Here is a 26,106-nt window from a genome sequence, read left to right as displayed (position 1 = left end):
AGCGGACGGGCGCCCTTACAGGGGGACGCGATTAAGCGGTGAAGGGGTGAATCGTCACGCCCTTAACCACGCGGTTGACCGTGCCGGTGGGGCTCGGCGTATCGGGCGTGTTGCCCACGCGCACGGAGTTGAGCAGGCTGATAGCCTGGGCAAACATCACGAACGGCAAGGCAAGGTAGCCCTCGGGAAGCGCCTCGTAGCCCTTAAAGGTGAAGGACTCGCCCTCGTAGACGGTAGCGCCTTCCTGCTGAACGGCAACGGTGTGCTGAGCGATCTTGTCGCCACCGATCTCGTTGAGGATGTCGATGTCGTACTGACGGGTGTAGGCGTCGTTGTTGACGAACACGAAGACGAGCGTCTTATCGTCGACGAAGGACTTAGGTCCGTGACGATAGCCCATGGAGGTGTCGTAGGAAGTAGCAACCAGACCGTGAGCGAGCTCGAGGATCTTGAGCTGGCTCTCCTGGGCAAGACCACCGAAGGAGCCAGAACCCAAGTAGGTCACGCGGTTGAAATCGCCAGCGAGGTAATCGGCGATCTCAGGCTCACGGGAGATGACCTCCTCGCCCATCTTGGCAATCGTCTCGACCCACTCGGCCTTCTGCTCGTCAGAGGCAGTGTCGAAAATAAGGGTGGAGAGCAGGGTCATGCATGTGTAGGAACCGGTCATGGCGAAGCCCTTGTCGTTGGCGCGCGGGATGAGCAGCGTCAGCGCATTGGGATCATCGGCGGACTCGACGGCGAGCTTGCCCTCGGGCGCGCAGGTGATGTTGAGGAACTTGACGTTGTGGACGAGCTCCTTGGCAACGGCAACGGCGGCAAGGCTCTCGGGGCTGTTGCCAGAGCGGGCAAAGGAAACCACGAGCGTGGGATCCTCGGCGCGCAGGAAGTCGCGCGGGGCGCTCACGATGTCGGTCGTGGCGATGGGCTTAAAGTCGTAGAGATCAGTGTTGCCAGCGTGACGCAGGTACGGGGCGCATGTATCGCCAACGTAGTCGGACGTACCGGCACCGGTGAAGACAACGGACAGACGACCCTCGCCCATAGCGCGAGCCTCGGCCAGGAAGGCCTCGATGGCCTCCTTGTTCTCGCGATAGATGTTGAGCGTATCGCGCCAAAGCTCGGGCTGCTGAGCAATCTCGGCCGTGGTGATCTGGGCGCCAAGCTCGGTGAGCTCCTCGACACTCTTCTCGAACATTTTTAATACCTCTCTCTAGAAGTAATCCTCTGACGTGCAATTATACACTTCGGTTGGTTATCTGGTAGTAACCAGTTAAATGCAAAGAATCACCATATGGAAACGATGCGAGCACTAGTTGCTGCGCTGGTGGTAAACCTTGTATTTAAACTGATCGGCACGAGCAACCGAGAGTGTGTACTCCACTACCTCGTTTGACTCGTTATACGTAGTCCTGACCAAATCGAGCACAGGCGAGCCCTCGACAATTCCCAAAAGGTGGGCATCGGTGGGACGGGCTATGCTCGCATAGAACTCCTCTTCGGCCACGCGAATCTTTTGCTGAAAGTCCTGCTCAATCACATCGTAAAGCGGCTTACGCTCTAGCAGTGGTCGCTTTAGGGATAGAAATTGACGAACCGGTAGATAGCTGCGTTCGACCATCATGGGCATGTTGTCGGCAGAACGAAGACGCTTGAGCTTAAAAATGCGATCACCGATACGCAATCCCATATGCTCAGCCAGATTCTTATCGGCCTCCATCTCGCAAAAATCGAGAATCGTGGTCTCGGGTTCTCGACCCATCGCGCGCATCTGCTCGGTAAAGCTGTAGGACTGCATAAGATTGGTTGCCTTTGCCGAACGGTCGGTCACAAAGGTACCGCGACCGTGCTGCCGAACCACCAGTCCTAAACGCTCCAGTTCCTGCAGAGCCAGGCGTACCGTAGTGCGCGAGAGACCATAGCGCTCCGAAAGTTCGCGCTCGGAAGGAATCATGTCACCGGCGCGATATTCATGGTCAATCTTTTCGGTCAGAATATCGACCAGCTGATCGTACAGCGGTTGCTTACGCGCTCCGATCGCCATCCTATCCTCCCTTTTGCTCGAATTCGGCTAACTACCTAGGGTGTTATGCATTATCTGTCTGCCACACCCGAATCATTAAGAAAACAAAAGCCGCGCGCTCTTTCGAGCACGCGGCTTTTAACATACACATGGCTTAAGGGGTCGGGGTGTGAGCCGCGTAGGGACACACCCCTCAAGCTAGAGCCTTACCAGATGCTCGGCCAGAGACCAAGCGGGCCAGCGCCCAGGATGCCAAGGACGAAGAGCAGGAGAATGCCCTTGGTCGGGGTCCAGCTGTGCTTAGCGAACATGTAGTAAAGCAGCAGCGTAAGCATAAGCGGGACGAGCTTCGGGACGATGGTGTTGAGGGTGTCGGCAACAGAGAAGTTGACCGGATCCTCGGTAACGGTGCCGTAGGTCACGGACTCCATGCCGTTACCCAGATCGGTGACGCCGCACTCGACAGCGTTGCCGTCGGCATCGGAAGCGGTAAGGGCGTTGCCGTCCTTATCGGTCATGGCGATGGTACCGGCCTCAGCGGTCTCGGTATCGATGCCCTCCATACCGGTGAAGTTCTCGGCCTCCTTCTCGGAGACGATCACGGTAGTAGCGGAGAGGCCACGGGTGGTGCCGTTGGGGATCTGGAGGTTGATCTGGGTGCCACCCATGGTGACGACCAGGCAACCGACGACGAAGACGCCCATGATGGAAGCGGCACGCGTGAAGGCCTGCATGTTGGCGGTCAGAGCGTCAATAGCGCTGGTGCCAAGCTTGTAGGACCAGTTCATGAGCCAGAAACGCAGAGCGAACTGGACGACGTTGAAGATCACCAGGAAGATGATCGGCGCAGCGGCGTTGCCGTTGATGGCCATGTTGGAGGTGATGCCAGCCGTGATAGGCACGAGCGTCAGCCAGAACAGGGCGTCACCGATACCACCGAGCGGGCCCATTGCGGCGACGCGGACGGCGCGGATCGTGGGGATGTCAACCTTGTTCTGCTCGAGCGAAAGCACGATGCCCATAACAAAGGTGACGAGGAACGGGTGAGTGTTGAAGAACTCCAGGTTGTGGCTCATGGAAGCCGCGAGGTCGTTCTTGTTGGTGTGGATCTTCTCCAGACCGGGGATGATGGAGTAGAGCCAGCCAGCGGCCTGCATACGCTCGTAGTTGAACGAGGCCTGCAGGAAGCAGGAGCGCCAAGCCATCTTGTTGAGGGTCTTCTGGTCGAGCTGCGGAGCAGGAGTGAGATCCTCGTAGTGCTCCGGGATCACATACTCATTAGATGCCATCTTCGAAGTCACCTCCGTCAGAAACAGCTGCACCCTTCAGCTCGGTCTGCTGCTGGAAGTCCCAGAAAGCGATGCCGAAGCCGATGAGAGCGAGGATGAGCAGAGCAGGGGTTGCCAGCGAATCGTTGGCAACGGTGATGAGCGCGAGGCCAAAGCCCATGAGGAAGAAGCCCCACATATCGCGGTTCATCATAACCTTGAGCAGGACGGCGAAGCCGACGAAGCGCATCATGCCGCCTGCAGCGGACAGACCGGTCTGCAGCCAAGTCGGGATGGCGGAAGCGATGGTCTGACCAATGGTAGCGCCAGCGATGAAGAACAGGGTGACGACGACAGCGAAAATCAGGCCAAGCAGGGCCATGGCGAAGTAGTTCAGGCGCTCGATGCCCTTGGTGTCCGCGTTATGAGCCATGTTATCGGCCGTGGACATAAGCGGGGACATAAGCGTGAAGACCAGGGTAACGCCGAGCTGGCCAAGCAGAGCGAACGGAATGGCGAGGCCGACTGCCGCGTTGGGCTCGAGGCCCGTGGCGATAGCGAGAATGGCTGCCATGATGCCGCCGATGACGGCGTTAGGCGGCTGAGCGCCTCCGATCGGCATGTTGCCGATCGTCATGAGCTGATAGGTACCACCCACGAGAAGACCGGTGTTGAGGTCGCCAAGGATAAGACCGATGACGGCGCCGGTGACGATGGGCTGATAGAGAGACTCGAGGAAGTCAAACTGGTCGATTGCCGCGATGAACGTGACGACGAAGACCAGAGCGATCTGGATGATCGAGTATTCCATCTTGCTCCTCCTTTCAAAATGTATGTACGCACTTTGGATATCACGTACAGAACGTCAGGGTTTCACTCCTGACAACGTGGATCACGAGGATTACGAGAAGAGCTTGCTCGTGTCCTCAACAGGCGTGCTCGGAACGCGCCTGATCTCCAACTCCACCCCCAATTCCTGCAGCTCTTTAAACGCAGCGACATCCTCGTCGTTAACTGCGACGGAGGTGGCGACTTGGCGCTTTCCTTCCGACATGTGCATGTTGCCGATGTTTACCTTCTTTATAGGCACACCGCCCTTGACGAGCGTAAGCACGTCTTCCGGTGTTTCGGCCACGATGAAGATCTTCTGGCGCGGGCTCGCCTTGCCAATGACGTCGATGGTCTTCTGCAGGGAGAAGAAACGCGTAGCGACGCCGGCGGGAGCGGCCATCTTCATGAGGTTCTGGCGCATGGTGTTGGTCGCCACGTCGTCGTTGGCGACGAGGATAAGGTTGGAGCCCAGGGTGGAGTTCCACTGGGTGGCAACCTGACCATGAACCAGTCGGTTATCGATGCGGGTAAGAAGAATGTTGGGTTCTGCCATGTTGATCAGCTTCCTTTCGTTATTTGCTGACGACAGTTACTTGATCTCCTGAATCGCGTAACGCGAAACGTCTACGACGGCTCCGGATCGGACTTTGATCTGGACCTTTTCGCCTTCGATGCCTTTGACGGTTCCGTAGATACCGCCGGCGAAAAGAACCTCCTGACCCGGCTTGAGCTCGGTGTGCAGCTCCTTGAAGTACTTCTGCTTCTTCTTCATGTTGATTTGCGACCAGATGGTGTAAATCAAACCCATGATGACAAGCAGGCCTAAAAGGGCGACCGAGGAGCTCAGGACGTTGGCTCCGAAATCGGCCATTAGATGCCGTCCTCGTCGCCGAAGATATCCTCTTCGTCAGAGCCGGCAACGGATGCGACCGTCTGGGCGGTGATGCCCGTCTGGCCAACGGTCACGGCCTGCTCGCCAAGCTCGGCGAGCGTGGCGTTACTGCGGAGGAACAGAAGCTCAATAACCATGGGAAGGTTAGTACCGGTCAGAACCTCGACGTTGTCGACATCCTGGGCAATCATCATCGACTGGTTGAACGGGGTACCGCCAAGCAGGTCGGTAAAGACGAGCACGCCATCGCACTCCTCGCGCATAGCGGTAATAGCGGCGCGGAGATCCTCACCGTAGGAAGCAGCCTGGTCGCCCTCAAAAGGAACGACGGTAAAAGCAGGCTGGTCGCCGGCAACCATAGCGATAGCGCTTGCAAGGCCGGGTGCGAACTGTCCATGACCGGTAAGAATAAAGCCAACCATTCAAATTTCCCTTCCGAAGGTGTGTACAATCTGAGTCCGATGATTTTCGGAAGCCAGCGGGCGCTCGCCCTTAAAGCTTCTTAGAAAGCCTTCTTTGAAGACCAGTGGTTTCTAAACTGGTAGTAACCACGTGACGTGTTGTTGTCACTATATCACCCCAAAAGAGGTCGCTTTCGTTGATTCATACGGTAAAACGTTTTTGCACCGCTCACGGTGATAAATCGACCGTTTACCGGTCGTTAACACTTCTACCTGTGGTTTTGAAACCGTTTCGAAACGCTTTGGCAAAAGATCGGAACTTTTTTTGTGTCTAAACAACGCAGGGTGGCTAAAAATAGCGTGTTGAAAAATTGCAGGTCATTGTGAAGATATGTGAATTGGTCTTTTTGACTTAATACCAGTTAGAACCAGTTTTGAGATTATCGGTGAACGGTAGTTTTCGGCCGTTCACCGGTTACTTGCAATCGTTTGCAGTCGTTTTCCCAGATGAATTAGGGGAACCCGATGGAGCGCTTGCGCGATCACGGGAAGTTTTGACATTTATCCTCATCCCCCGCGCGCCAAACTCCGACACCCAAACGAGCTAATAGTTCATGCTAATCGTTCTCAATCATTACTTACTCAATATTCGTAATTATTTATCGTTTATCGTTAATTCTGGTATGATACAAGTATCATCCAAAAGATTGGTTGGAGGGGCTATGATCCGCCGGAACGCATCCGCATCGAATGAAGCCATCGGTCGCGAACAGACAATAGCCGAGCTGAGGAGGCTCGCTCGCATCTGCAAATGGGCCACAATCTGCATTACCACCGCGCTCGCCCTGGGACTCCTCGCAGTCATTGCGATTGACCTTCTACTTATATTGCCCGGCCTCTCCCAAGGGTCGTGCCTCCAATCCGTAGAACTTCAAGCCGGCGAAGGGCCGTGCCTGGCTATTGTCGGTACCGATGCGCAGGCCCCACTTATGCTCGTCGCACACGATGGTCACACTGCCATAGGAAGCCTCTTGATGACATGTCTCGCGCTTACCATCGCGATAAGCGTGCGCAGGCTTTTCTTCAACATTGAAAAGGAAGGCAGACCCTTTGACCTTGAATGCAACCAGACGCTTCGTCGAGTAGGACATTTATTCCTTATCGGCGGCGTTGCCGTGAGGCTTCTTGGTGCCGTAATCACGGGATTGATACTCTCAGGATTTGGCGGCAGCTTTACGGATGCGTTCGTCGGCCAGTTATTCGAGCCCTCCATGCTCTTTGCAGGCCTGATTATTTGCCTGATTGCCAGTATCTTCCGCTACGGGTATATCCTGCAAAAACAAGATGACGAGTTGCTCTAGGGGGAATCCATGATTATTCTGCGGCTTGACCGCATGCTCGCCGAACGCAAGATCTCATCCAAAGAGCTTGCGGAACGCGTGGGCATCTCCCAGGTCAATATGTCACGCATTAAGACGGGCAAGGTTTCTGCCATACGTTTTTCAACTCTTGACGCGATATGCCGGGCACTCGACTGCCAACCGGGCGATGTACTGGAATATATATCCGACGATGAAGCCGATAGCCTTTTTGGGCTTAAAGATGAATAGCCATAATTAAACTGCCGATCACGCTCTCAACGCAAATAGCCCGCCAGAACGACTTCCGTACTGGCGGGCTATTTGCTGTCTATCGGCTAGATGCTCGATGAGCCGTGCAACTCTTTACGCAAACAGGCCGTAGACGCTGATGTTGGCCTTGGCGTAGAGGCCGTTAGCATACTCGGTCCACTTGGAGCTGGCGCTCGAAGCCTGCGAGGAATACTGCTGGTAGGCGGTGTAATAGGCGGTCATGGCCTGCTTATAGGTAGCGCTATCGGCCGTAAAGGCATCGTCAGCGAAGGCCTTAGCGTAGGTGCTATCGGCGTCCTTCCAGGTACCCTTTTCGCTATCCCACTCGTCGCCGGCAAGGTTGATGATGTAATCGGCGTAGTCCTTGCTCGCGGTCTCCTCGTTGCCGTCAGAAGGCTCGGTCGGGGCGGTCGGCATACTTGCGGAGCTATCGCCCACCTTCTTCTTGTAGAGCTTCTGCAGCGTCGCGGACTGACGGACGATCTGCTTGGCCTGGTCCTTGGACACGCCATACTGCGTGGCCATGGTCTTGTAGTCGGAGGTGCCGATGGAATCCTCGGCGTACTTCTTCATTTCCTTGGAAGAAACGGTAATGCCCTCGTCCGCGGCAGCATCGAGCAGGATCTTGTTGCGCACGTAGGACAGGATGACGTCGGCAGAAGGAGCAGTATAGTTGCCGTCACTATCCTTGACGGTGTCGAGGCTGTACTGGCTCTCGATGGCCTCACGCGCGGTGATGTCGCTCTTCTTGCCGTTGTAGCTATAGCTTGCCACGGTCGAATCGAGCTGGTCCTCGGTGAGGGTCGCCGAGCCAACACCCTTGCCGCCAAAACCACCGTTGCCGATAAAGAAGCCGACCACCGCAGCGATCACGATAGCGACCACAAAGGCGGCAATCATCGTCTTCTTGTGCTTGGATGTATGGTCGTCTTCGTCGGAGTCGTCGTCCTCGTCCTGCTCCTCGGGCATCAGATTCTCGTCAGCGGCATCCGCGGCAATCTGAGCCTCCAGGCGGGCGTCCTCCTCCTCGGCAGTCGTGCCGGCAGCAATGTGCTCGGCAGACGTACCGGCGACCAGATCGATCTTCTCGTCCTCATCACCGTCGGGGCCTTCGCCGCGCTCGATGATCTGGATGCCGTCGATCTCGTCCTTCTCGTCCTTCTTTTGAATCAGACCCATATCAGTTACTCCTTGTTAGGAAACATAGTCCGCAATAGAATACGCCCGACAGAGCGCCGGGCGTATTGATTCTCAGGTTATACGCAAACACTTAAGTACTATTTAGGCGTTTGCAGTCTGCATGCCTTAGGCCAGGTGCGCGATAACGGCATCGGCAAAGGCCTGCGTGCCCACAGCGCCCTCAACGGAGCCGGTCTGGGCACGACGAACGTCGCCGGTAACCTGCTCACCCTCGTCGAGCGTGGCAGAAACGGCGGCGCGAATGCGATTGGCCGCGTCGTTCTCGCCCAGGTGATCGAGCATCATAGCCGCAGACAGAATCTCGGCCGTGGGGTTGGCGATATCCTGGCCAGCGATATCGGGCGCGGAGCCGTGCGTCGCCTCGAAGATGGCGCAGTCGGCACCGATGTTGGAGCCGGGGGCCATCCCTAGGCCGCCCACCAGGCCGGCGCACAGGTCGCTCACGATGTCGCCGTACAGGTTGGGCAGCACCAGGACATCGAAGTCGTTGGGGTTCTGGACCAGGCCCATGCAGGTGGCGTCGACAATCTTGTCGTTGAACTCGATATCGGGATAGTTGGCGGCCACCTCGCGCGCAACGCGCAGGAACAGGCCATCGGTCGCCTTCATGATGTTGGCCTTATGCACGGCCGTCACCTTTTTGCGGCCGCAGCGGCGGGCATACTCAAAGGCATACTCCACAATGCGGCGGCTCTTGGCGATGGAGATGGGCTTGATCGAAATGGCGGAATCTGCGGCGAAGGTCTTCTGACCCGAGCGCTCGACAAGCTGCGAGAGCTCCTCGACCTCGGCAGCGCCCTCATCGAACTCGATGCCGGCGTAGAGGTCCTCGGTGTTCTCGCGCACGATGACCAGGTCAACGTCGCGGAAGCGCGAGCCGTCGCCCGGCTGCGACAGACAGGGGCGCACGCAGGCGTACAGGTCGAAATGCTTGCGCAGGGCGACGTTAACGCTGCGGAAGCCCGTGCCGACCGGCGTGGTGATGGGGCCCTTGATGGCAACCTTGGTCTCGGCGACCGCATCGAGCACATGCTGGGGCAGCGGCGTGCCAAACTCGTCCATGACGCCGGCGCCGGCCTCCTGGACGTTCCAGTTGATCTGGACACCGGTGGCCTCGACCACGCGGCGCATGGCCTGCGTAATCTCGGGACCGATACCGTCACCGGGAATCAGGACTACATCGTGCGCCATAATCTGTTACTCCTCGTCTTCGGCGTCGTCAGATTTTTTAACGCTAGCACGCTTCTTCTTTTTGGAGAGATCCAGGCCAAAACGTTTAACAAGCATTTCGCAAATCTCGCTCGAACGGGCCTTGAGATAGCTGCCCTTGCCATTCTCGGCGTCGAACTTAAGGCGCAGCGCGAGCTTCTCGGCGACCTCGGCGTCAATCTCACCCTGGCCAAACTCATACAGGCAACCGAGCATGTCGCGATACTCGAGGTCGCCGTGGTAGCACTGGATGGCCTCGTCCAGGATCGGCCAAGCCTCGCGCGAACGCTCGACGCTCGTGGCGCCCCACACGCACAGCAGGCGGAAGGCGGCATAGCGCAGCGTGGAGGAAATCTCGTCGAACAGCGCGGTCTCGGCGCCCTCAAAGGCATCGCCCAGCTGCTCGGGGCAGGTGGTGGCGAGCACCGCAAGGGCATCGAGGGCCTCCCAGCGGGTCTGAGCCTCGGGGCGGTCAAGTGCCTCGATCAGCGCGGGCACGCAGGGCACGACGCGCTGCGGATCGCGCTCGGCCAGCAGGTGCAGCACGCGGGCGGCAAACTGGCGGATACGGCGCGTGGGGCAGCCGAGCTCCTTGACCAGACGGTCGACGGCGTTCTCGTTCTCCTCTGCCAGCTGAAGCTGTGCCAGCTCCTCATCGGTGAGCTGTTCTTCCTTGTTTTCTGCCATAGTTACCTCTTCTTACTATTTCTTAGCGTGCTTGCCAGCACCCTTGCTGTCATCGGTGACCGAGATGAGCTGTCGGTCGGCTGCGCCATTGCGACGCGCGCGGCGGCGTTCCTCGGCATCGCCCGAGTCGGCAGCGGCGCGGTGAGCCTTGTTGACGTTAAAGACCTCGTCATGCTTGCGCCACGGGCCGACGGACTCGCCAAAGCTCATCTTAAGGCCGGCGATAAAGCCGCCGAGCCAGCCGATCGGCGCAAACTGCACCAGCGGGAACAGCGAAAACACCCAGGTTAGCAGGACGACCGCCGCCGCACCTGCAAAATTGGCGATCCAGTAGTCGCGCTTGGTGATGACGCGCTTTTCGCAAGCCCACTGGCCGCACAAAAAGCCGATGTAGATCGCAAAGAGAAAGAGCACCAGCGCAAGCACCACGAACGTCCAGCTCATGGGCGCTACTCCCCGTGATGGTGGCCGCAGCAGCACTCGTGGTCGTCGCCATGCTCGCCGCAACCGCAGCCGTCCTCGTGAGCACCGTGCTCCTCGGGACGATACTGCGACCAGTCCAGACCGGCGGCGATGGCGTCGGCCTCCTCCTTGTAGAGGACCGTGATGGCCTGGGTGCCCAGCTTGGCGCCACCGATGGCGTCGAGCATGTCGTAGAGCGTAAAGGCCACGTCGGCGCCGGGCAGCGCAAGCTCACGATCGTCGGCATAGGCGAGCGCCAAGCGCAGGTCCTTAATGAAGTGCTCGACCATAAAGCCGGGCTTGTAGTCGCCGTCGAGCGCCTTGGGAGCCAGGCTCTCCATGGCGCCGGACTTGCCGGTACCGCCCAGGATCATCTGGCGGGTCTTCTCCAGGTCAAGGCCGCTCAGCTCGGCAAATGCCATGGCGTCTGCCATGCCGACCATGCAGGCGCCCAGCGACACCTGGTTGGCGAGCTTGGCAGCCTGGCCCTTGCCGGCGCCGTCGAAGCAGCAGATGTTGGCCGCGAAGGTGGCAAGGATGTCGCGGACCGGCGCGATGTCGTTCTCGGTGGCGCCCACGATAGCCGTAAGCGTGCCGGCGATAGCACCCGACTCGCCGCCGGTGACGGGGCAGTCAAACGCCATGCGGCCGGAGACCTGGGCGGCCTCGGCAATGTCGCGCGCCAGCTCGGGCGAGCTCGTGGTGAGGTCGATCAGGACCGCGCCGGGCTTAGTGCACGCGAGCAGGCCGTCGCCCGCCAGGTAGAGCTCCTCGACCTCGGAGGGATAGCCCACCATGGTAAAGACGACATCGGCGTTAACCACGGCATCGGCCGGCGTATCGGCCCAAGCGGCACCGCGCTCGATAAGCGCGGCAGCCTTGGACTTGGTGCGGTTGTTAACCGTGACGGGATAGCCGGCATCCAGGATGTGGCCGGCGATGGGGGCACCCATGATTCCGGTGCCGATAAATGCGACGGAGAGCTTGTTTGCCATGAAACCTTTCCTTTTGGGTTGGGTGTTGTTACCAGGTTGAATACTCGGTGCCAGCGTTTGGGCTGTGAGTCGAGGGCGATAACGGACGCAGCGCTTGCCTACTGACCGCGCACGCGGCGGGCGATACGGTCGGAAAGCGACGCCTTGTCGGCGCGGTTCTTACCCCAAAACGCGCAGCCCACCATGCCGGGGCCCACGTGCGAGCCGATGGTGGGACCCACGGAGCCGCGAATGATCGTGACGTCGGCGCAGCCCTCCTCCTTGCGGATGGCGGCTTCGAGCCAGTCGCCGTCCTTTTCGGCATCGGCCGTCATGATGGCGATGGGCATGGTGCGGTCGGGCACGTAGTTCTCGCGGAACGACTTGAGGATGGACTTGAGTGCCTTCTTGCGGCCGCGGTTGACGCCGATCAGCGACAGCGAGCCGGCCAGGTCGTAGGAGAGCTCGGGCTTGACATCGAGCTTTGCCGTGAGCTGCGCTGCCGCGGGCGGAATGCGGCCGCCGGCAGCCAGTGCGTCGAAGCTCTCGAGCGTAAAGTAGCCGTGGACGTAGGTCTTTGCCTCGTTTGCCCAATCGACCAGCTGCTTGGCGGTCAGTCCCGCCGAACGCTGGCGCACGGCCTCGAGCGCCAAGAGCGCGCCGGTCGCACAGGGCAGAGCGTTGTCGACCACGTAAAGCTCAAAATCGGGATACTCGGCGCGCACGGCATCTGCCGCCTGGCACGCGGAGTTGTAGCTCGACGACAGCGCCGAGGTAAAGCACAGGTAGACCGTGGGCGTGCCCTCTTTGGCGCACTCGGTAAAGAACTCGATATAGCGACCGAGCGACACAGCCGAGGTGGACACGCGGGCACCGGCGCGCATCCGGTCGTAGAACTCCTTGGGTGTGATGCTCGACCAGATGTCATCCGTGCGCTCTTCGCCATCGATAATGAAGGGGAAACCCAGGATATCGACATCGAGGTTCGCGGCGACCTCGGGGCTAAAGTCGCAGCAGGTATCGACGACGATGCGGCAACGGTCCGAATGACCGGCGGATGCGGCCTTGTCCATCAAAGCGACTCCTTACGTAAAAAGGCGGCCACCCGCATGGGATGGCCGCCAACCGTTAACTCATGCAAGTTAACGTATTTTACTCGTCAAGTGTTTCGATACGGGGCTTGATGATGCCATATCCACCATTCTTACGGTGATACACCACATTGATAAGGCCGGTCGTCGCGTTCTCGAACACATAGAAGTCGTGGCCGAGCAGATCGGTCTGCACCAGCGCCTGCTCCTCGGTCATCGGGGTGACGTCGATAACCTTCTCGCGGACGAGCAGGTCGTCCTCCTCCTCGGGCAGCAGCAGGTCGGCCAGATCCTCGACGCGCTCGACCGGCGCGACATCCGCGGCGCTGGCACCGCCCTGGCGGTTGTCCACGACCTTGGTCTTGAACTTGCGCAGCTGGCGGGTGACCTTATCGGCGGAGAGGTCGATGGCGGTGTACATATCTGCACCGTGCTCGGCAACGCGAATCACCGAACCGCGGGCACGAACCGTAACCTCGACGATTGCCGGGTTGGGGTTCGAGGGGTTCTTCTCATAGCGAAGTACAACGTCGACCGTCATGGGCTCGATATCGAAAACCTTGAGCGCCTCGCCGATCTTCTCATCCACATGCGCACGCAGAGCATCGGTTACCGTCGTCTTGCGTCCAGAAACCTTGATATCCATACGTGGCTCCAATCTGCCTCGGGGACTTACTGTACTGGCTATGTACCCATTGCCGTGCATTTAATCACGCGGATTCCTAAAGACCCGAATAACGATTGCTTGATACCGCATACCGAAGTCTCGTACTTTTCCATGGCAAAGTGCGCTATAGGAGGGAGCCGACAGATTTGTATTTGGTCCCGAAAATTGGCTTTGACCTGCTGGTTTTATAGGGATGAAAAAGCCGGGCTCCCCTATTGGGGAAGCCCGGCAGTGCGTGTTGAAACCGTGAAGAGGTGTCCTTTCCAACGTATAGGAGACACCACCCCTAGCAATAACTAGCTATTGAGTTTGTTAATGTCGTCGTCAGTGATAGTGCCTTCCTGGCTGGACGATTTGTCCTCGGAGGATGCGGTCTCATTGCCGGAATCGGAGGACTCGCTGCCGGAGGACGTGGTCTCACTGGACTCAGAGTCGCCCGGCTGCACGTTAGCGCCCGAAACCGTCTTAGTGGTGAGGTCGTAGGGCATCCTGCCATACCAGACGCAGTGAACTGCCTCGAGCGTGCCGTCGACCGTGATGTCGTCGAGGGCATCGCTCACGGCACGGCACAGTTCGTCATTGGACGAGAGGCCCGCAACACCAAGCGTCGAGGGCGCCTCAAGCGCACCGACATAGGAGACCTCGCTCATCAGGCGTGCAAGGTAGCCGCCAGCCGTGGAGTCGCAGATCACATAGTCGACCTCGCCGGACTCGAGCGCCTCAAAGCACTCGTTGATGTTGGAGTAGGTCTTTTGGTTGGCGGTAATGCTCTGCTTGGCAAGCGCCTCCTGCGAGGCCGAGGACATCTGGACACCCAGGGTAGACGTGTTAAGGGTATCGGTGGAAACGCTTAGCGACCCACCATCGCTGGTTTTACCGAACACAGAAGCGGCATCGTACAGGCAGGTGCCGAGCGAGCTAACGTCCCCGTCTGTGGAGTTGATCTCGCCGATAAAGATATCAGCCTTTTTGTCGCCGAGCGCGGAACCTGCCGAGGACGCATCGACAAAGGCGACCTTAAGGCCCATGCGGCTTGCGAGGGCGCGGGCGGCGTCGACCGCATATCCCGTGAGCTCGCCGTCGGCGCCCTGCATTGCCTGCGGCGCATCGGAAGTATCGAGGGCGACCGTCAGGGTTCCGGGAGTGACCAGGGCATCGTCCGACACCGCCGGCGTGACGGTCTCGTACTCGATCTGGTCGATCGTGGGAGTCGTGAACGTAGACAGCGGGTTGAACGCGCATCCGCTCAGGCCCAAAACGGCGATGACCGCTGCGGTCCCAGCACCTAACCGAGCCGCGTGCATCAAGCTGCCCCTCACCATGTCCACTACCCTGCCTTCTGTGTCGTATACGATCCGTGCGTTGCGCGGAATATCAGGTTGTTCCCACCAGCTGACCTGGTATTTGACCCCACACTTGCGCACCGGGGTGTTTGCTCGGGAGGCCGCAGCCACCTTCACGACTGGCCCGCTCGCCCGCGAGGCGGTATTGCCCCAAAGAAAGTAGAACGGACGGTGCGGCTTACATCTAGGACGCGCCATGATCGCGCCGCGCGCACGCGGTCGCTTACGTGGATCCCTTTGACCGCGTCTGTCTTGGACTAGGACGGGCATTTCGTCCGTCCGCAACCACAGCCTGGTAGGAACGAAGCGCATTATAGCTAAGTTCAAGCTAAAGTTTAAGGTTAGGGGCGTTATTCGCATCGCGAGTACAGATTTCGCAGGTCAGGACGGGCCGCACGTGCTCTGATTGAGCCCGTCGCTCCCCTATGGAAAGCCCCAACACACCCGTCTTAGGGCGCCGTGGCCAAAAAATAGCAAATATGAGTACTGTTACCAATTTAGTAGCAGGAGTTTTTGGCTCTGCAAGCTGTTTTCACGCTCTATAACGTCAGATTGATGCCAGGATATTCTACATTTGTTTAATATCTTTCTAATTTACCCCATCTTCCAGTCCCAAAATCCCTGATTTTTCTGTTACTGAATTTGTAGCAGTACTCATATTTGCTATATTTTGGCCAGAGCATATATCAAACCCCCTGTTTCAGAGCATTGTTAGGCGGGTTTAAGCCCAAAACACGCCCGCAGCGTGTTAAGCAGCGCCTCTTGCTTTTTCCTGCGGGCATCGACACGATTCCGGTACCGCTTTCGCATACGCTGGTGCATGCGCCATGCGAGCGCCTCCATTTCCTCCATGTCGCAGAGCATCTCGTTATTGACCGTCGCGACCTCGATTCCCATAGTAATCAAGCCCGTGTTGCGTTTTTCATCATGGATACGTCCCCTCCGGGAGGAATGGCCCAGCTCACCGTTGTATTCCAGGTCAAACCGGGCTGTTTCCTGATACGCATCGCAAACTGCGTGCGACATCCCCGAGATTGCCTGCGCGCGGTCATCGAACTCGATCTTGTAGTCGGTCTTAAAAGGACCGCAGGCAAATCCGCCATAGGAAAACGGAAGCGAAAACAGAGCGAGCATGATGCACTCCATGGGCGACAGCAGGTTTTCTGACAGGTAGGGACACAGGCGCAGCAACCGTTTGGCCGTGCTTCCTTTGCACGCCGCAAGGTAATCCACTAGGCGATCGGGTGTCAGCACGGGCTCGACCTCAAAGTAACCGACATCTGGCGGCTGGTCTTTGTCCTTTGCCAATTTGTTCACGACAGGCGAGGTGTAAGGAGGCAGATACTTCCCGCGATCACTCAGCGAAATCTTAGAGCACAGCTCCTGGGCCAGGGCAAATGCCTGGATGCAGCCGACCTCGCGGGCGACGACAACACAAAGGGCCTCGGGAGATAGACTGTACACCCCCGGTTCCACCTCTAGAATCGAGCCGGCGGGCAACCCGGAGCATACGGACCAGCTCACGCCAAGAATGCGGCGGCGCTGCACTGCAGACCCTACCAGCAAGCACAAATCCTCTTGCACCTCGCCGCTTGCGGCCCCAATCCGCACCAAGTCGGGAAGATAGATGTCCTCGGTCGAGGGCGACGACGTGCGCAGCACACGGCGCTCTTCATCGGGATCGAGGTCCTTCCAGCTTATGTAGCCCATCTGCCGACGCTCGGCGCGCATCATGCGTAGCGCCGAGGCGCCTGTTAGGATTACGGAAGCCGCTAGCTGTTCGCCTGTCGGCTCGTTGCGCCGCTCAATCTTTACTGACACAAAACCACCCCTACCAAACGCGTGCGATAGCGAGGCCATCGACCGCTGCGGCGCCGGCGCGCTTGAGTTCCGCCGAAGCCGCGGCCATCGTCGCGCCCGTGGTGATAACGTCGTCGATAAGCAGCAGGCGCTTGCCCTGCACGTCCTCAACGGTATCATACATGCCTCGGGCGCGTTCACGGCGTTCTTCACGACCGAGTTCACGCTGGTCGCCATGCCCGTACTTGACGAGAGCATCGAGCAGGGGAACACCCGACAGCTCGCAAAATGGGCGCGCAATAGCCTCCATATGATCAAAACCACGCCGCCGAAACGCTGCCGCCGTCGCAGGCACAAACACCACCGCATCCGCACCGGACAGCACACCTCCGTAGCGATCGGGCGCTACGACCTGGGCATGCAGGGCGGTGTCGTAGAGCAGCTCCGCCAGATACGGAGCCAGACGTTGCTCGCCCGCATCCTTGTACGCTTTAATGATGCGCGGCAGCGGATGCGCATAGACGGCGCACGCCAGGCAGCGGTCGAGCGCCTCCGCCATTGCCGAGGACGTGCCCTCGACCGAACACTCAGTGCACAGCAAATCCCCAAACGGGGCGCCGCATCGGGTGCAGCTATGACACGGGTCGATGAGCGTGAGCGCAGCCAGACAGTCTTGGCAAATAAGCGCACCGGCGCGCTCGCAGCCGGCACATCGTGTTGGCGACAATGCCTCGAGCGCCTCGTGTGCCACCCGCTCGGCAAACGGTAGCAATTCGTCCGCAAACGGTAGGGCACCGGCACCCTGCAGACGGCTCAATATGTTCAGATGGCTCTTCAAGACACAACCCTCCCTACGCTCGGTCGCAGGGAGGGTTGTTGATTCGGCGCTATGATACCCAGATGCGCTCGGGGCAAGGCGGGCTAAATCCGCTCGCGGGCGTTATTCGCCGGCGGGCGGTTGTGGTGCGGGCGAAGACGGGGTCGAGCCCTCGCCACCATCCTGGCGCGGCTTGCGGGAACGGCGACGGCGACGGCGCTTTTGACCCTGGTCGGCCGAGCCCTCGCCACCGCGATCCTCGCGCGGCTCGCGCTCGTCGCGAGCGGCGCCACGCGAAGCCTTGGCAGCCGCTCCCCCGCCATCTCCGGGACGACGGCGCGTGACCTTGACCTCGCCATCCGAGACCTGATCGGCCACGGAGGGCACTGAGGGCTTCTGCTGCGCGCCCGAGGAATGGCGACGGCGCGGACGCGGCGCGCGCTCCTCCTCGCCACGTGACTTGCCGCCCTTGTCGACAGGCGCATCGGAGGCCGAGGCGCCCTTGGAAGCGGCACCGGCCTCGCGAGCAGCTGCGGCGCGGAAGGCGTCCTCGCGCTCCTCGCTCGACAGATGACGGCGGCGGCGACGTGTGGGGTTCATGCCGCCGCCGCGATTCTGCTGCTGGGGCTGCTGAACCTCGCGCTCGCGAGAGGCGTTCTTGCCCGCGGCTGCAACCTCGGTAGCATCGCCCGAGCCCGCGCGCTTGCGACGGCGACGGCCATCGGCCGCCCCCTCGGCCTCGGGTGTCTCGGCCTTACCGCGGCCCTTTCCGCGGCCACGGCCCTCGCCCTGACCCTGACCGGCGCGAGCATCGGATTCAGCATCGCGACGACGGCGCTTGGGCATCGACGTGCCGGCCAGACGGTCGGCACTCGACAGGCCATCGCCCACATCGACGCCGTTTTCGCGATCGAGCTCCATGAGCGCCAGACGCATCTCGGGCGACTCAATGCGCTCGAGCACGTCGCGCGTCACGCAGTCGGGGCGGCAGTTGCAGCCCTGTTCGGCGGCCTTCTTTTTGCAGCCCTCCGAGCACGTCATATCGGCCAGGTTGACCTTAAAGACTTTGCCGTTCTCTAGGCGCAGCACCAGCTGCTCACGCGGCGTGTCATATTCCTGAATACGCGCCTTGCCGAGCGGCGTATCGATGAGCGTCTTCTTTTTGGGCGCACGGCTCTTAAAGTCCTTGTAGGCCTCGAACTCGTAGCGCAGGCAGCACATCAGACGACCGCACACGCCGCTGATCTTGGAGGAATTGAGCGGCAGGTCTTGCTCTTTTGCCATGCGAATCGAGACGGGTTCAAACTGTCCGCCAAAGCGCGTGCAGCAGAGCTCCTGTCCGCACTGGGCGTAGCCACCCACCAGGCGGGTCTCGTCGCGCACGCCGATCTGGCGCATGTCGACGCGAATGTGCAGCGTCGAGGACAGGTCCTTGACGAGCTGGCGAAAATCGACGCGCTCCTCAGCCGCAAAGTAGAACACGGCCTTCTCGCCGCCAAACAGGTACTCGACGCCGACCGGCTTCATCTCGAGGTCGAGCTCCTTGACCAGGCGGCGGAAGTCGACCATCGCCTCGTCGCCTTGGATGGCCAGGTCGTCGGCAAGCTGCAGGTCGATGTCGCTCGCCACGCGCAGCACGGGCTTGAGCGGCTGACCGATCTCGTCTTGCGGCACCTCGAAGGGATCGGCCGTGACCAGGCCGATCTCGGTTCCGCGCTCAGTGGAGCAAATGGCATAATCGGCCTCGAGGATATCCAGATCCTGCGGATCGAACCACAGGTCGCGCGAGGCGTAGGTAAACTTAACGGGTACGACTAACGGCATTTCAGTGCCTTCCTGATGTCGAACAGCATGACCTCGATGGCCAGCTGGGGAGTAACGTTTCTGGCGATGTTGCGCTCGGCGGTCGCGACTGCCTCGAGCGCCTGGGTGGCACCCGCAACATTGGTCGCGGCGGCAAGCCGACCGATCGTGTCGCGCACGTCTTCGTTCACCACGTCGGCTGCCTCGTCCTGAAGCGTCAGCAGCACATCGCGCATGAGCGTCCGCGCGCTCGCCAGCGCTTCCATGATACCCGAACGCTCGCGCGCGTTGAGTTCGCGCTTGTTGCGGTCCTCAAGCTGCTTCAATGCTCCACGCGACAGGTAGTCGGCGTTTTGCTCGAGCACCTTTTCCTGCGTGGACTTGACCTCGGCGAGCGGCGCCTTAACGGCGACGATGAGCGACTTGGCGCGGCTGAGCACGTCGGCCTCGTCGGCGGCGATGAGCGAATCGATGGCGCGAACCATCTGACGGCGGGCGTCCTGGCGCTCGGCGCTCTTGAGGAACTCGATGCCACGCGTGGGGCTTCCCGCTACGGCGACGGCCATGCGGCAACGCACAGGGTCCTGACCGGTGGCGCGGCTCACGGCCTGCACGGCGACGGCGGGCGACACCAGCCGAAACGGCACGCACTGGCAGCGGCTCACGATGGTGGGCAACATCACGTCTGCCGAGGTGCCCAGCAAGATAAACATAACGCCCTCGGACGGCTCCTCGAGTGTTTTGAGCAGTGCGTTGGCGGTGTTGGCGCGCAGCTGCTCGGCACGGTCGATGATGTAGACCTTGGCCTTGGCACGGATGGGCGCCAGAGGCACGTCGTCGAGCAGCTCGCGGGTCTGGGCGATGAGGTAGCCCGTGGCGCTCTCGGGCGTGTAATAGTGCACGTCGGGGTGCGTATGGCGGGCGACGCGCACGCAGCTATCGCATGAGCCGCAGCCATCCTGCTCGCACAGAAAGGCTTGGGCGAGCGCCCACGCGGCGTCGAGCTTGCCCGCGCCGGGCGCGCCCAAAAACAGGTAGGCGTGCGATGCGCGACCGCTGGCGACGGCATTGGTCAAAAAGTCGCGCACGCGCTGTTGGGTGTCGAGCTTGGCCAGCAGGCTTGCCTGAGCGGGGGTCATGTTACTCGGCCTCCTTGGCAAGCGCGGCGGCGACGGCGTCCTGAGAAATGTCGAGGCCGCAGGCGCGAACCTGCTCGACCGTCTGCGCGAAGACGTCCTCAATGGACGCGGTCGCGTCGATGAGCTTTACGCGGTTTGGTTCCTCGGCGGCGATGGCGCAAAATCCCTGGTAGACACGCTCTTGGAAGGCCATGCCCTTGGCCTCCATGCGGTCGGCCGCACCACGGGCGGCCATGCGCAGCGCCGCCTGCTCGGGCGTGATGTGATAGACGAGCGTGAGCGCCGGATGCGTACCGGCGACAGCCAGGTTGTTGGCATCGCGCACCATCTGACGGTCGAGGCCGTCGGCAAACGCCTGGTAGCAGGTCGTGGAATCGTAGAAGCGGTCGCACAGGACCACCTTGCCGGCCGCAAGGGCGGGCGCGATAACCTCGTGCACTAGCTGGGCGCGCGCGGCCTCGTAGAGCAGCAGCTCGCAGGTGTCGCCCATCGCCGTATTGGCGGGGTCGAGCAGCAGAGCACGGATCTTTTCGCTGATGGCGGTACCGCCCGGCTCGCGCAGGCTCACAACCTGGTAGCCGGCAAGGTCGAGCGCGCGGGCAAGCAGGCGCGCCTGCGTAGATTTACCGGCGCCATCGACGCCCTCGAGCGTGATAAAGCTATGTTGAGCGGGCTCAAAAGCCATGGGCGCAGCCCCTTCCTACAAGGCGCGTAAATGCAGATATATCAACCAAGCCATGATACCCCAGGGGCAGGCGCGTCCCAAACCCCACCTAGTCATTGGGGACGTTCTTGAATGACTAGTCGTTTAAGAACGTCCCCAATGACCCCCACAACCTAGCCATCGAGGCATCCCCGAAGTTGCGGTGAAATAGGGACTGATTGAAGCTCTGAGACCGCCAAACAGTCCCTATTTCACCGCAACTTATGATGGGGAATTTTGGACGCTGGGTATAATCGTCGTATTGCATTGAAATGTGGCGAAAGGAGTGGCAATGTCTCGGTATTGCGCCTCGTGCGGCAAGCTTCTTGCAGATAATGCCAAGTTCTGCACCTCGTGCGGTGCACCTGTTGAGCAAACAACCGCGAGCGATAGCCAGCCCGCTTTTGAGCAGACCGGCTCCCTTGATACGCCGCAAGTCAAGGCGGACGACCCCCTCGCCTATCGCCCCGACCCCGCCGCAGGCCCCGCGGCCGTCGAGACCACGCAGCGCATACCCGTCGCGAGCGACTCGCCCCAACAGCAGCCGGCTCCCGCATACGCGCCCGCTTCGCCACAGACCCCCGCTCCCAAAAAGAGCGGCACCGGGCCGCTTATCGCCGTTATCGTTGTGCTGGTGGCGATCATCATCGCCCTGGTCGTTTTCTTTGTGATCAAGCCTTTCGACAACGCCGCCACGCAGACGTCTGCCGAGGTAGCTAAGCTGCACCATGACGTCGACGACGATGACCTAAAGCCTCTCGGCGATCCCAACAGCCTGTACGACGATGATGACGATGACGACGAGGATGGCGGCGAAGCAACACTCTCCGAGCAGAACCTCTACCGCCGACTGAGCGAATACTACGACTTGCTAGAAGACCTCGACAACTACGTCCGTGGCTGCGCGCAGAACTTCAACGGCAGCTATCTGGAAGAGGATCGAACCACCCGCCAAAATCTCGCCGACGTCGCCGAGCGCACAGAGGACACCATCGAGCAGTATTACGACATCGTCGAGGACCTGGACGTCCCGACGAGCTCCAAGAACTACAACTCCTGGAAGGACATCATCGCCCTGTACGACGACCTGGATCACCGCATTGACGCAATCTGTGATGCCTGGGAGATCAGCCTGAAATACGCCAAGCCTGAGGACCACAAGAATGAGATCGTGGCGCCGCTGTCGCGCGACAACGTGGCGGGCACCAATGACAATAAGTACCGCCTAGATTTTGAGGAGCGCTATCCCAGCGCCAAGCCTGTCGAGGTGAACTAGCGCTCTGTCGTTCCCGAGCCGGCAGTAAGGGACGTTCCTAAACTGCCGGCAGAAAAGGAACGTCCCTAACTGCCGGATAAAAAACGAGCGAGGATTTTGAGGTCCTCGCTCGTTTTTGTTTTAGGTGATGTTTCGACCGTGCGGCTACTTGTCGGCAGCGGTCTTTTTGGTAGTCGACTTCTTGGCCGTCGTCTTTTTGGCGGTCGTCTTCTTGGCAGCAGTCTTCTTTGCCGCCGTCGTCTTCTTGGCCGTGCTCGCCTTGGTCGTGGTCTTGCGACCGCGGGTGGGCTTCTTCTCCTTGGTCGGGCAGTCCATGTTCACGCAGATGCGCCACGGGCCGCGCGCCGTGTTGACCACCACGATGGGGGCGCCGCACTCGGGGCAGGTCTCACCCGTCGCCTCGAGCTTACCGCGCGCCGGCAGAGGATAGCTCACGCCGCAGTCATCGTAGTTGGTGCAGCGGATAAAGCGCTTGCCGCTCTTCTCGCTCTTGTGCGCGATCAGGTCGCCATGGCGTCCGGCCTCGGCGCACACCTTGCACTCGCCCACCTTAAGGTCAGGCTCGTAGTTGGTGGGGCACGTGGGGTTCACGCAAATCTCAAAGGCCTTCTGGCGGAACGGCTGGCACTTAATGCGCGGCGCGCCGCACTCGGGGCACACGGCTGCCTCGCCCTCGAGCGGGCTCACCTTGACGCCGCTCGGCACCGGATAGGTCACGTCGCAGTCGGGCCAGCCCATGCAGCCAATGAAGCTGCCACGGGTCTTGGCGCTCGTCTTCATAACCAGGTCCTTGCCGCACTTGGGGCAGGCGCCCACGCGCGCATCGGCCGTGACGGCGTCGCTGATGGCGTCGCCCAGCTCCTGCGTGTGCTTGAGCAGCTCATCGAGCACGCCAGCCAGCAGCGCGCGCGAGTGCGTCACGACATGCTCTTCGGTATCCTCGCCGCGCTCCACACGGGTCATATCGCCATCGAGCTCGCTGGTCATATCGGGGCTCGTGATGCGCGGGGCAAACTGCGTCAGCGCGTCGATGATGGCAATGCCCAGCTGGCTCGGCTCCACGGGATCGTTTTTGAGATAGCGCACGGCATATAGGCGCTCGATGATGCTCGCGCGCGTGGACTTGGTGCCCAGGCCGCGCTTTTCCATCTCCTGCACAAGCTTGCCCTGGCTGTAGCGCGCGGGCGGCTCGGTCTGCTTGGCCTCGAGTTTAATGTCGAACACGTCGACCGTATCGCCCTGCTCCAGCGGCGGCATCTGCTCGTCGCGCTTAAGTCCATACGGATACGCCTCGCGGAAGCCCGGAGTCACGAGCACATCGCCCGAAGCCACGAACGGCTCACCGTTCACGTCGAGCTCGAGCTTGGTGTTCTCGATGGTCGCGGGACCCATAAGCGTCGCCAGGAAGCGACGGGCGATGAGGTCGTAGAGCTTGCGCTGGCCGCCGTCGAGCGTGGACGGATCGCCCTCGCCCGTGGGGTAGATAGGCGGGTGGTCGGTGGTCTCGACTTTACCGCGCGTGGGCTTCATGGGACCAGCGAGTACCTTTTTGCACACGGGCGCCAGCGCCGGGTTGATCTTTGCCAGGTCACTCACCACGGCGCCCAAATCGAGCGTCGCGGGATACACGGTGTTGTCGACACGCGGGTAGCTGATGAGGCCCGCCATGTAGAGGGACTCGGCGATACGCATGGTACGCGCAGGCGAGATGCCCTCGGCTGCGGCGGCAGCCTGCAGCGAGGTGGTCGCAAACGGCGTGGGCGGCTGCTGCTTGCGCGAGCGCTTGGTCACCGCGGCGACGGTTGCCGTCGCGACGCCGTCAACATGGCCGTACGCCGTCTCAGCAGCATCCTTGTCGGTAAAGCGTGCCGTCTTGTGCGCAATCTTAAATCGGTCGTCCTCGGCAGTACCCTGTGCGGCGCCCATGCCGCGGATCTGCCAATAGTCCTCGGGCACAAACGCCATGCGCTCGCGCTCGCGCTCGACCACCAGGGCAAGCGTCGGCGTCTGCACGCGGCCGGCGGAACGCACGTTGCCAAAGCCGCCAAACTTGGCGAGCGTCAGGTAGCGCGTGAGCACCGCACCCCAAATGAGGTCGATGTGCTGACGGCTCTCGCCGGCGTCGGCCAGGTTCTGGTCGAGCGAGACAAGGTTATCGAAGGCCTGCGTGATCTCGGCCTTGGTAAACGAAGAATACTGGGCGCGGGCGACCGGCAAGTCGGGCGCCACCTCGCGCACCTTGTTGAGGGCGTCCGAACCGATCAGCTCGCCCTCGCGATCGAAGTCCGTGGCAATGATGACGCTGTCGGACTTTTTGGCGAGGTTCTTAAGCGAGCGAATGAGCTCTTTCTCAGCCGGCAACTTAATGACGGGCGCCCAGGTGAGGTAAGGCAGACTCTCGAGCTTCCAGCCCTTAATGGAGATGCCATCGGCAAGGAACGGCTTACGCTTGGTGTCATAGGGCGGACGCGCCAGGCCATCGGGCATGTCGGCCGGCAGTATCTCGCCGTCCTCGGTGACCGAATACCAGCCCAGCTTTTTATCGAACAGCACGCTGTCGCAAAAATCAGGCGCAAGGATGTGACCGGCAAGGCCGATCGTCACGCACTCCTCGCCCTTCCACTCAAAGCGGTAGATGGCGGTGTTGTACACCTTGTCCTTTTTGGGCTTACCCGTGGACAGACGCTCGGCGATCTGACGCGCGGCGTCGTTTTTCTCGGCGATGATGAGCTTCAAAAGAGGCTCCTATCTCGTGTCTCTGCGGCTACGCCCGCCCGTATGGCGACCGATTTACGCCCTTGCTTGCTCGATCTGCCCGATGAGCCAATCGCACCAGGCATCCATGCCCTCGCCCTTGCGCGCGCTCACGGCAAACCGCGGCGCCTGCGGATTGAGGTCATCGAGTGTCTTAGTATACCCATCCATGTCAAAATCGAAAGCCGGGGCCACGTCGACCTTGTTGAGCAGCTGTGCGCCGGCGTGCTGGAAGATGCCCGGGTACTTGATGGGCTTGTCGTCGCCCTCGGGCACCGAGAGGATCATGATGGACAGGTTCTCGCCCAGGTCAAAGTCGACCGGGCAGACCAGGTTGCCCACGTTTTCGATAAAGATGACGTCGATGTTCTGAAGGCCCACCGCCTGGTCGAACGCGTCAACGGCCTCCATGATCATGTTACCCTCGAGGTGGCACAGGCCGCCCGTGTTGATCTGGATGGCGGGCATGCCGGCTTCCTTCATGGTGATGGCGTCGACATCCGAGGCGATATCGCCCTCGATGACGGCACAGCGCAGGCCGGCCTTGTCGCGCAGGCGCTCGTTGGTGCCCAGGATCGTGGTGGTCTTGCCCGAACCGGGGCTCGACAAGACGTTGATCACATAGGTGTTTGTCTCTTTAAATCGCTGACGCAACTGATCTGCCAGGCGCTCGTTGCGCGACAGAATCGGCGACGCGATATCAATCGTTTTCTCGGCCATACTCGGCACTCCTTACTTTGGCCCCTTTATACCCCATCACCAGATGGCTAGCGGGCTAATCGTCGGGGGTTTCAATTTCGATACTCGCGATATCGAGCTCGCGGCCGCGCAGTAGGCGCACGTTGGCACCACCACACTGGGGACAGCGACAGTGGAAGCGATCGTGGTCGAAAACCTCGCCGCAGTCCAGACACTCGCTTTGTGGATGGACCTCCTCCACGGCAAGCTCGCAGCCTCGCGTGAGCGGGTCCTCATCGCGAAATGTCTCCCACGCAAAGTCGAGCGCCTCGCGCACAACTTCGGTCATATCCCCGATACGCAGCGTTACCAAAACGGCGCGCGAGGCCCCCGCCCCACGCGCCGCGCGAATCACTGTATCGAGTATGCCGTTGACAATGCCAACCTCGTGCATACC

26 protein-coding genes are annotated in these 26,106 nt (G+C 60.4%); 3 read left to right on the top strand and 23 right to left on the bottom strand.

Features of this window, described 5'->3' with window-relative positions; all coding sequences use genetic code 11:
• Positions 1-31: 31 nt before the first annotated feature.
• The 7 genes from ABHU32_RS05265 to ABHU32_RS05235 all read right to left on the bottom strand — a co-directional run bounded on the left by ABHU32_RS05265 (position 32) and on the right by ABHU32_RS05235 (position 5,436).
• Positions 32-1,198, bottom strand: a complete 1,167-nt coding sequence (locus ABHU32_RS05265) for an AgaS family sugar isomerase (RefSeq protein ID WP_346979276.1) — start codon at positions 1,196-1,198, stop codon at positions 32-34.
• A 114-nt stretch (positions 1,199-1,312) separates the two neighbouring features.
• Entirely contained in the window at positions 1,313-2,044 is a 732-nt protein-coding gene (locus tag ABHU32_RS05260) for a GntR family transcriptional regulator (protein ID WP_161156022.1), read from the bottom strand.
• A gap of 185 nt (positions 2,045-2,229) precedes the next feature.
• A complete protein-coding gene (locus ABHU32_RS05255; RefSeq protein ID WP_055251210.1) occupies positions 2,230-3,312 on the bottom strand; it encodes a PTS system mannose/fructose/sorbose family transporter subunit IID in 1,083 nt (360 codons plus the stop codon).
• Positions 3,302-4,102, bottom strand: coding sequence for a PTS mannose/fructose/sorbose/N-acetylgalactosamine transporter subunit IIC (locus tag ABHU32_RS05250; RefSeq protein WP_022094610.1), 801 nt, complete (start codon positions 4,100-4,102; stop codon positions 3,302-3,304). Before ABHU32_RS05250 ends, ABHU32_RS05255 begins: the two co-directional genes overlap by 11 nt.
• A 90-nt stretch (positions 4,103-4,192) precedes the next feature.
• Positions 4,193-4,675, bottom strand: a complete 483-nt coding sequence (gene agaV, locus ABHU32_RS05245; protein ID WP_117716286.1) for a PTS N-acetylgalactosamine transporter subunit IIB — start codon at positions 4,673-4,675, stop codon at positions 4,193-4,195.
• A gap of 36 nt (positions 4,676-4,711) precedes the next feature.
• Entirely contained in the window at positions 4,712-4,993 is a 282-nt protein-coding gene (gene yajC, locus ABHU32_RS05240) for a preprotein translocase subunit YajC (protein ID WP_022094612.1), read from the bottom strand.
• The gene (locus ABHU32_RS05235; protein WP_346979275.1) at positions 4,993-5,436 is read right to left on the bottom strand and encodes a PTS sugar transporter subunit IIA domain-containing protein; all 444 of its coding nucleotides are present in this window, start codon (positions 5,434-5,436) and stop codon (positions 4,993-4,995) included. Before ABHU32_RS05235 ends, yajC begins: the two co-directional genes overlap by 1 nt.
• Positions 5,437-6,137: 701 nt before the next feature.
• On the opposite strand from ABHU32_RS05235, the gene ABHU32_RS05230 reads away from it, so the two are divergent.
• Positions 6,138-6,776 carry a hypothetical protein gene (locus ABHU32_RS05230; protein WP_346979274.1) on the top strand — a complete coding sequence of 213 codons (639 nt, stop codon included), beginning with the start codon at positions 6,138-6,140 and terminating at the stop codon, positions 6,774-6,776.
• A 9-nt stretch (positions 6,777-6,785) separates the two neighbouring features.
• Positions 6,786-7,025, top strand: coding sequence for a helix-turn-helix domain-containing protein (locus ABHU32_RS05225; protein WP_118388347.1), 240 nt, complete (start codon positions 6,786-6,788; stop codon positions 7,023-7,025).
• A gap of 114 nt (positions 7,026-7,139) precedes the next feature.
• On the opposite strand, the gene ABHU32_RS05220 is transcribed toward ABHU32_RS05225, so the two are convergent.
• From ABHU32_RS05220 to tmk, 13 genes are all read right to left on the bottom strand, one after another.
• Entirely contained in the window at positions 7,140-8,225 is a 1,086-nt protein-coding gene (locus tag ABHU32_RS05220; protein WP_346979273.1) for a hypothetical protein, read from the bottom strand.
• A gap of 126 nt (positions 8,226-8,351) precedes the next feature.
• Positions 8,352-9,437, bottom strand: a complete 1,086-nt coding sequence (locus tag ABHU32_RS05215) for an isocitrate/isopropylmalate dehydrogenase family protein (protein ID WP_022094615.1) — start codon at positions 9,435-9,437, stop codon at positions 8,352-8,354.
• A 6-nt stretch (positions 9,438-9,443) separates the two neighbouring features.
• Positions 9,444-10,142 carry a HEAT repeat domain-containing protein gene (locus ABHU32_RS05210; protein WP_346979272.1) on the bottom strand — a complete coding sequence of 233 codons (699 nt, stop codon included), beginning with the start codon at positions 10,140-10,142 and terminating at the stop codon, positions 9,444-9,446.
• 15 nt (positions 10,143-10,157) lie between these two features.
• On the bottom strand, positions 10,158-10,586 hold the full coding sequence (locus ABHU32_RS05205) for a hypothetical protein (RefSeq protein ID WP_346979271.1): 429 nt from the start codon (positions 10,584-10,586) through the stop codon (positions 10,158-10,160).
• A 5-nt stretch (positions 10,587-10,591) separates the two neighbouring features.
• Positions 10,592-11,599 (bottom strand): NAD(P)-dependent oxidoreductase, encoded by a 1,008-nt coding sequence (locus ABHU32_RS05200; protein WP_346979270.1) that lies wholly within the window; start codon positions 11,597-11,599, stop codon positions 10,592-10,594.
• 98 nt (positions 11,600-11,697) lie between these two features.
• The gene (locus ABHU32_RS05195; protein WP_346979269.1) at positions 11,698-12,651 is read right to left on the bottom strand and encodes a DegV family protein; all 954 of its coding nucleotides are present in this window, start codon (positions 12,649-12,651) and stop codon (positions 11,698-11,700) included.
• Between the two features lie 79 nt (positions 12,652-12,730).
• Positions 12,731-13,315 (bottom strand): ribosome hibernation-promoting factor, HPF/YfiA family, encoded by a 585-nt coding sequence (gene hpf, locus ABHU32_RS05190; protein WP_346979268.1) that lies wholly within the window; start codon positions 13,313-13,315, stop codon positions 12,731-12,733.
• Between the two features lie 317 nt (positions 13,316-13,632).
• Positions 13,633-14,658 (bottom strand): substrate-binding periplasmic protein, encoded by a 1,026-nt coding sequence (locus tag ABHU32_RS05185; protein ID WP_346979304.1) that lies wholly within the window; start codon positions 14,656-14,658, stop codon positions 13,633-13,635.
• A 732-nt stretch (positions 14,659-15,390) separates the two neighbouring features.
• A complete protein-coding gene (locus ABHU32_RS05180; RefSeq protein WP_346979267.1) occupies positions 15,391-16,500 on the bottom strand; it encodes a hypothetical protein in 1,110 nt (369 codons plus the stop codon).
• Positions 16,501-16,510: 10 nt separating this feature from the next.
• Positions 16,511-17,317 carry a ComFC family protein gene (locus ABHU32_RS05175; protein WP_346979266.1) on the bottom strand — a complete coding sequence of 269 codons (807 nt, stop codon included), beginning with the start codon at positions 17,315-17,317 and terminating at the stop codon, positions 16,511-16,513.
• Positions 17,318-17,419: 102 nt separating this feature from the next.
• Positions 17,420-19,120: a PSP1 domain-containing protein gene (locus tag ABHU32_RS05170; protein WP_346979265.1), complete on the bottom strand. Its 1,701-nt coding sequence runs from the start codon at positions 19,118-19,120 to the stop codon at positions 17,420-17,422.
• Positions 19,111-20,238, bottom strand: coding sequence for a DNA polymerase III subunit (locus tag ABHU32_RS05165; RefSeq protein ID WP_346979264.1), 1,128 nt, complete (start codon positions 20,236-20,238; stop codon positions 19,111-19,113). Before ABHU32_RS05165 ends, ABHU32_RS05170 begins: the two co-directional genes overlap by 10 nt.
• Position 20,239: 1 nt before the next feature.
• Positions 20,240-20,923 carry a dTMP kinase gene (gene tmk / locus ABHU32_RS05160; RefSeq protein WP_346979263.1) on the bottom strand — a complete coding sequence of 228 codons (684 nt, stop codon included), beginning with the start codon at positions 20,921-20,923 and terminating at the stop codon, positions 20,240-20,242.
• 310 nt (positions 20,924-21,233) lie between these two features.
• Between tmk and ABHU32_RS05155 the strand changes: the two genes are divergently transcribed.
• Positions 21,234-22,217: a zinc-ribbon domain-containing protein gene (locus ABHU32_RS05155; protein WP_346979261.1), complete on the top strand. Its 984-nt coding sequence runs from the start codon at positions 21,234-21,236 to the stop codon at positions 22,215-22,217.
• Between the two features lie 144 nt (positions 22,218-22,361).
• On the opposite strand, the gene ABHU32_RS05150 is transcribed toward ABHU32_RS05155, so the two are convergent.
• Genes ABHU32_RS05150 through hypA form a run of 3 tightly spaced genes read right to left on the bottom strand, consistent with a single transcriptional unit; the run spans position 22,362 to position 26,103 of the window.
• Positions 22,362-24,953: a DNA topoisomerase I gene (locus tag ABHU32_RS05150; protein ID WP_346979260.1), complete on the bottom strand. Its 2,592-nt coding sequence runs from the start codon at positions 24,951-24,953 to the stop codon at positions 22,362-22,364.
• Positions 24,954-25,007: 54 nt separating this feature from the next.
• Positions 25,008-25,691, bottom strand: a complete 684-nt coding sequence (hypB, locus tag ABHU32_RS05145; RefSeq protein WP_196022275.1) for a hydrogenase nickel incorporation protein HypB — start codon at positions 25,689-25,691, stop codon at positions 25,008-25,010.
• 55 nt (positions 25,692-25,746) lie between these two features.
• The gene (gene hypA / locus ABHU32_RS05140) at positions 25,747-26,103 is read right to left on the bottom strand and encodes a hydrogenase maturation nickel metallochaperone HypA (RefSeq protein WP_346979259.1); all 357 of its coding nucleotides are present in this window, start codon (positions 26,101-26,103) and stop codon (positions 25,747-25,749) included.
• Positions 26,104-26,106 lie beyond the last annotated feature (3 nt).

This window comes from Collinsella aerofaciens (assembly GCF_039758965.1).
Taxonomy (GTDB): Bacteria; Actinomycetota; Coriobacteriia; order Coriobacteriales; family Coriobacteriaceae; genus Collinsella; species Collinsella aerofaciens_BR.
Note: the sequence above shows the minus strand (reverse complement) of the source record. Positions and strands in the feature narration are given on the sequence as shown.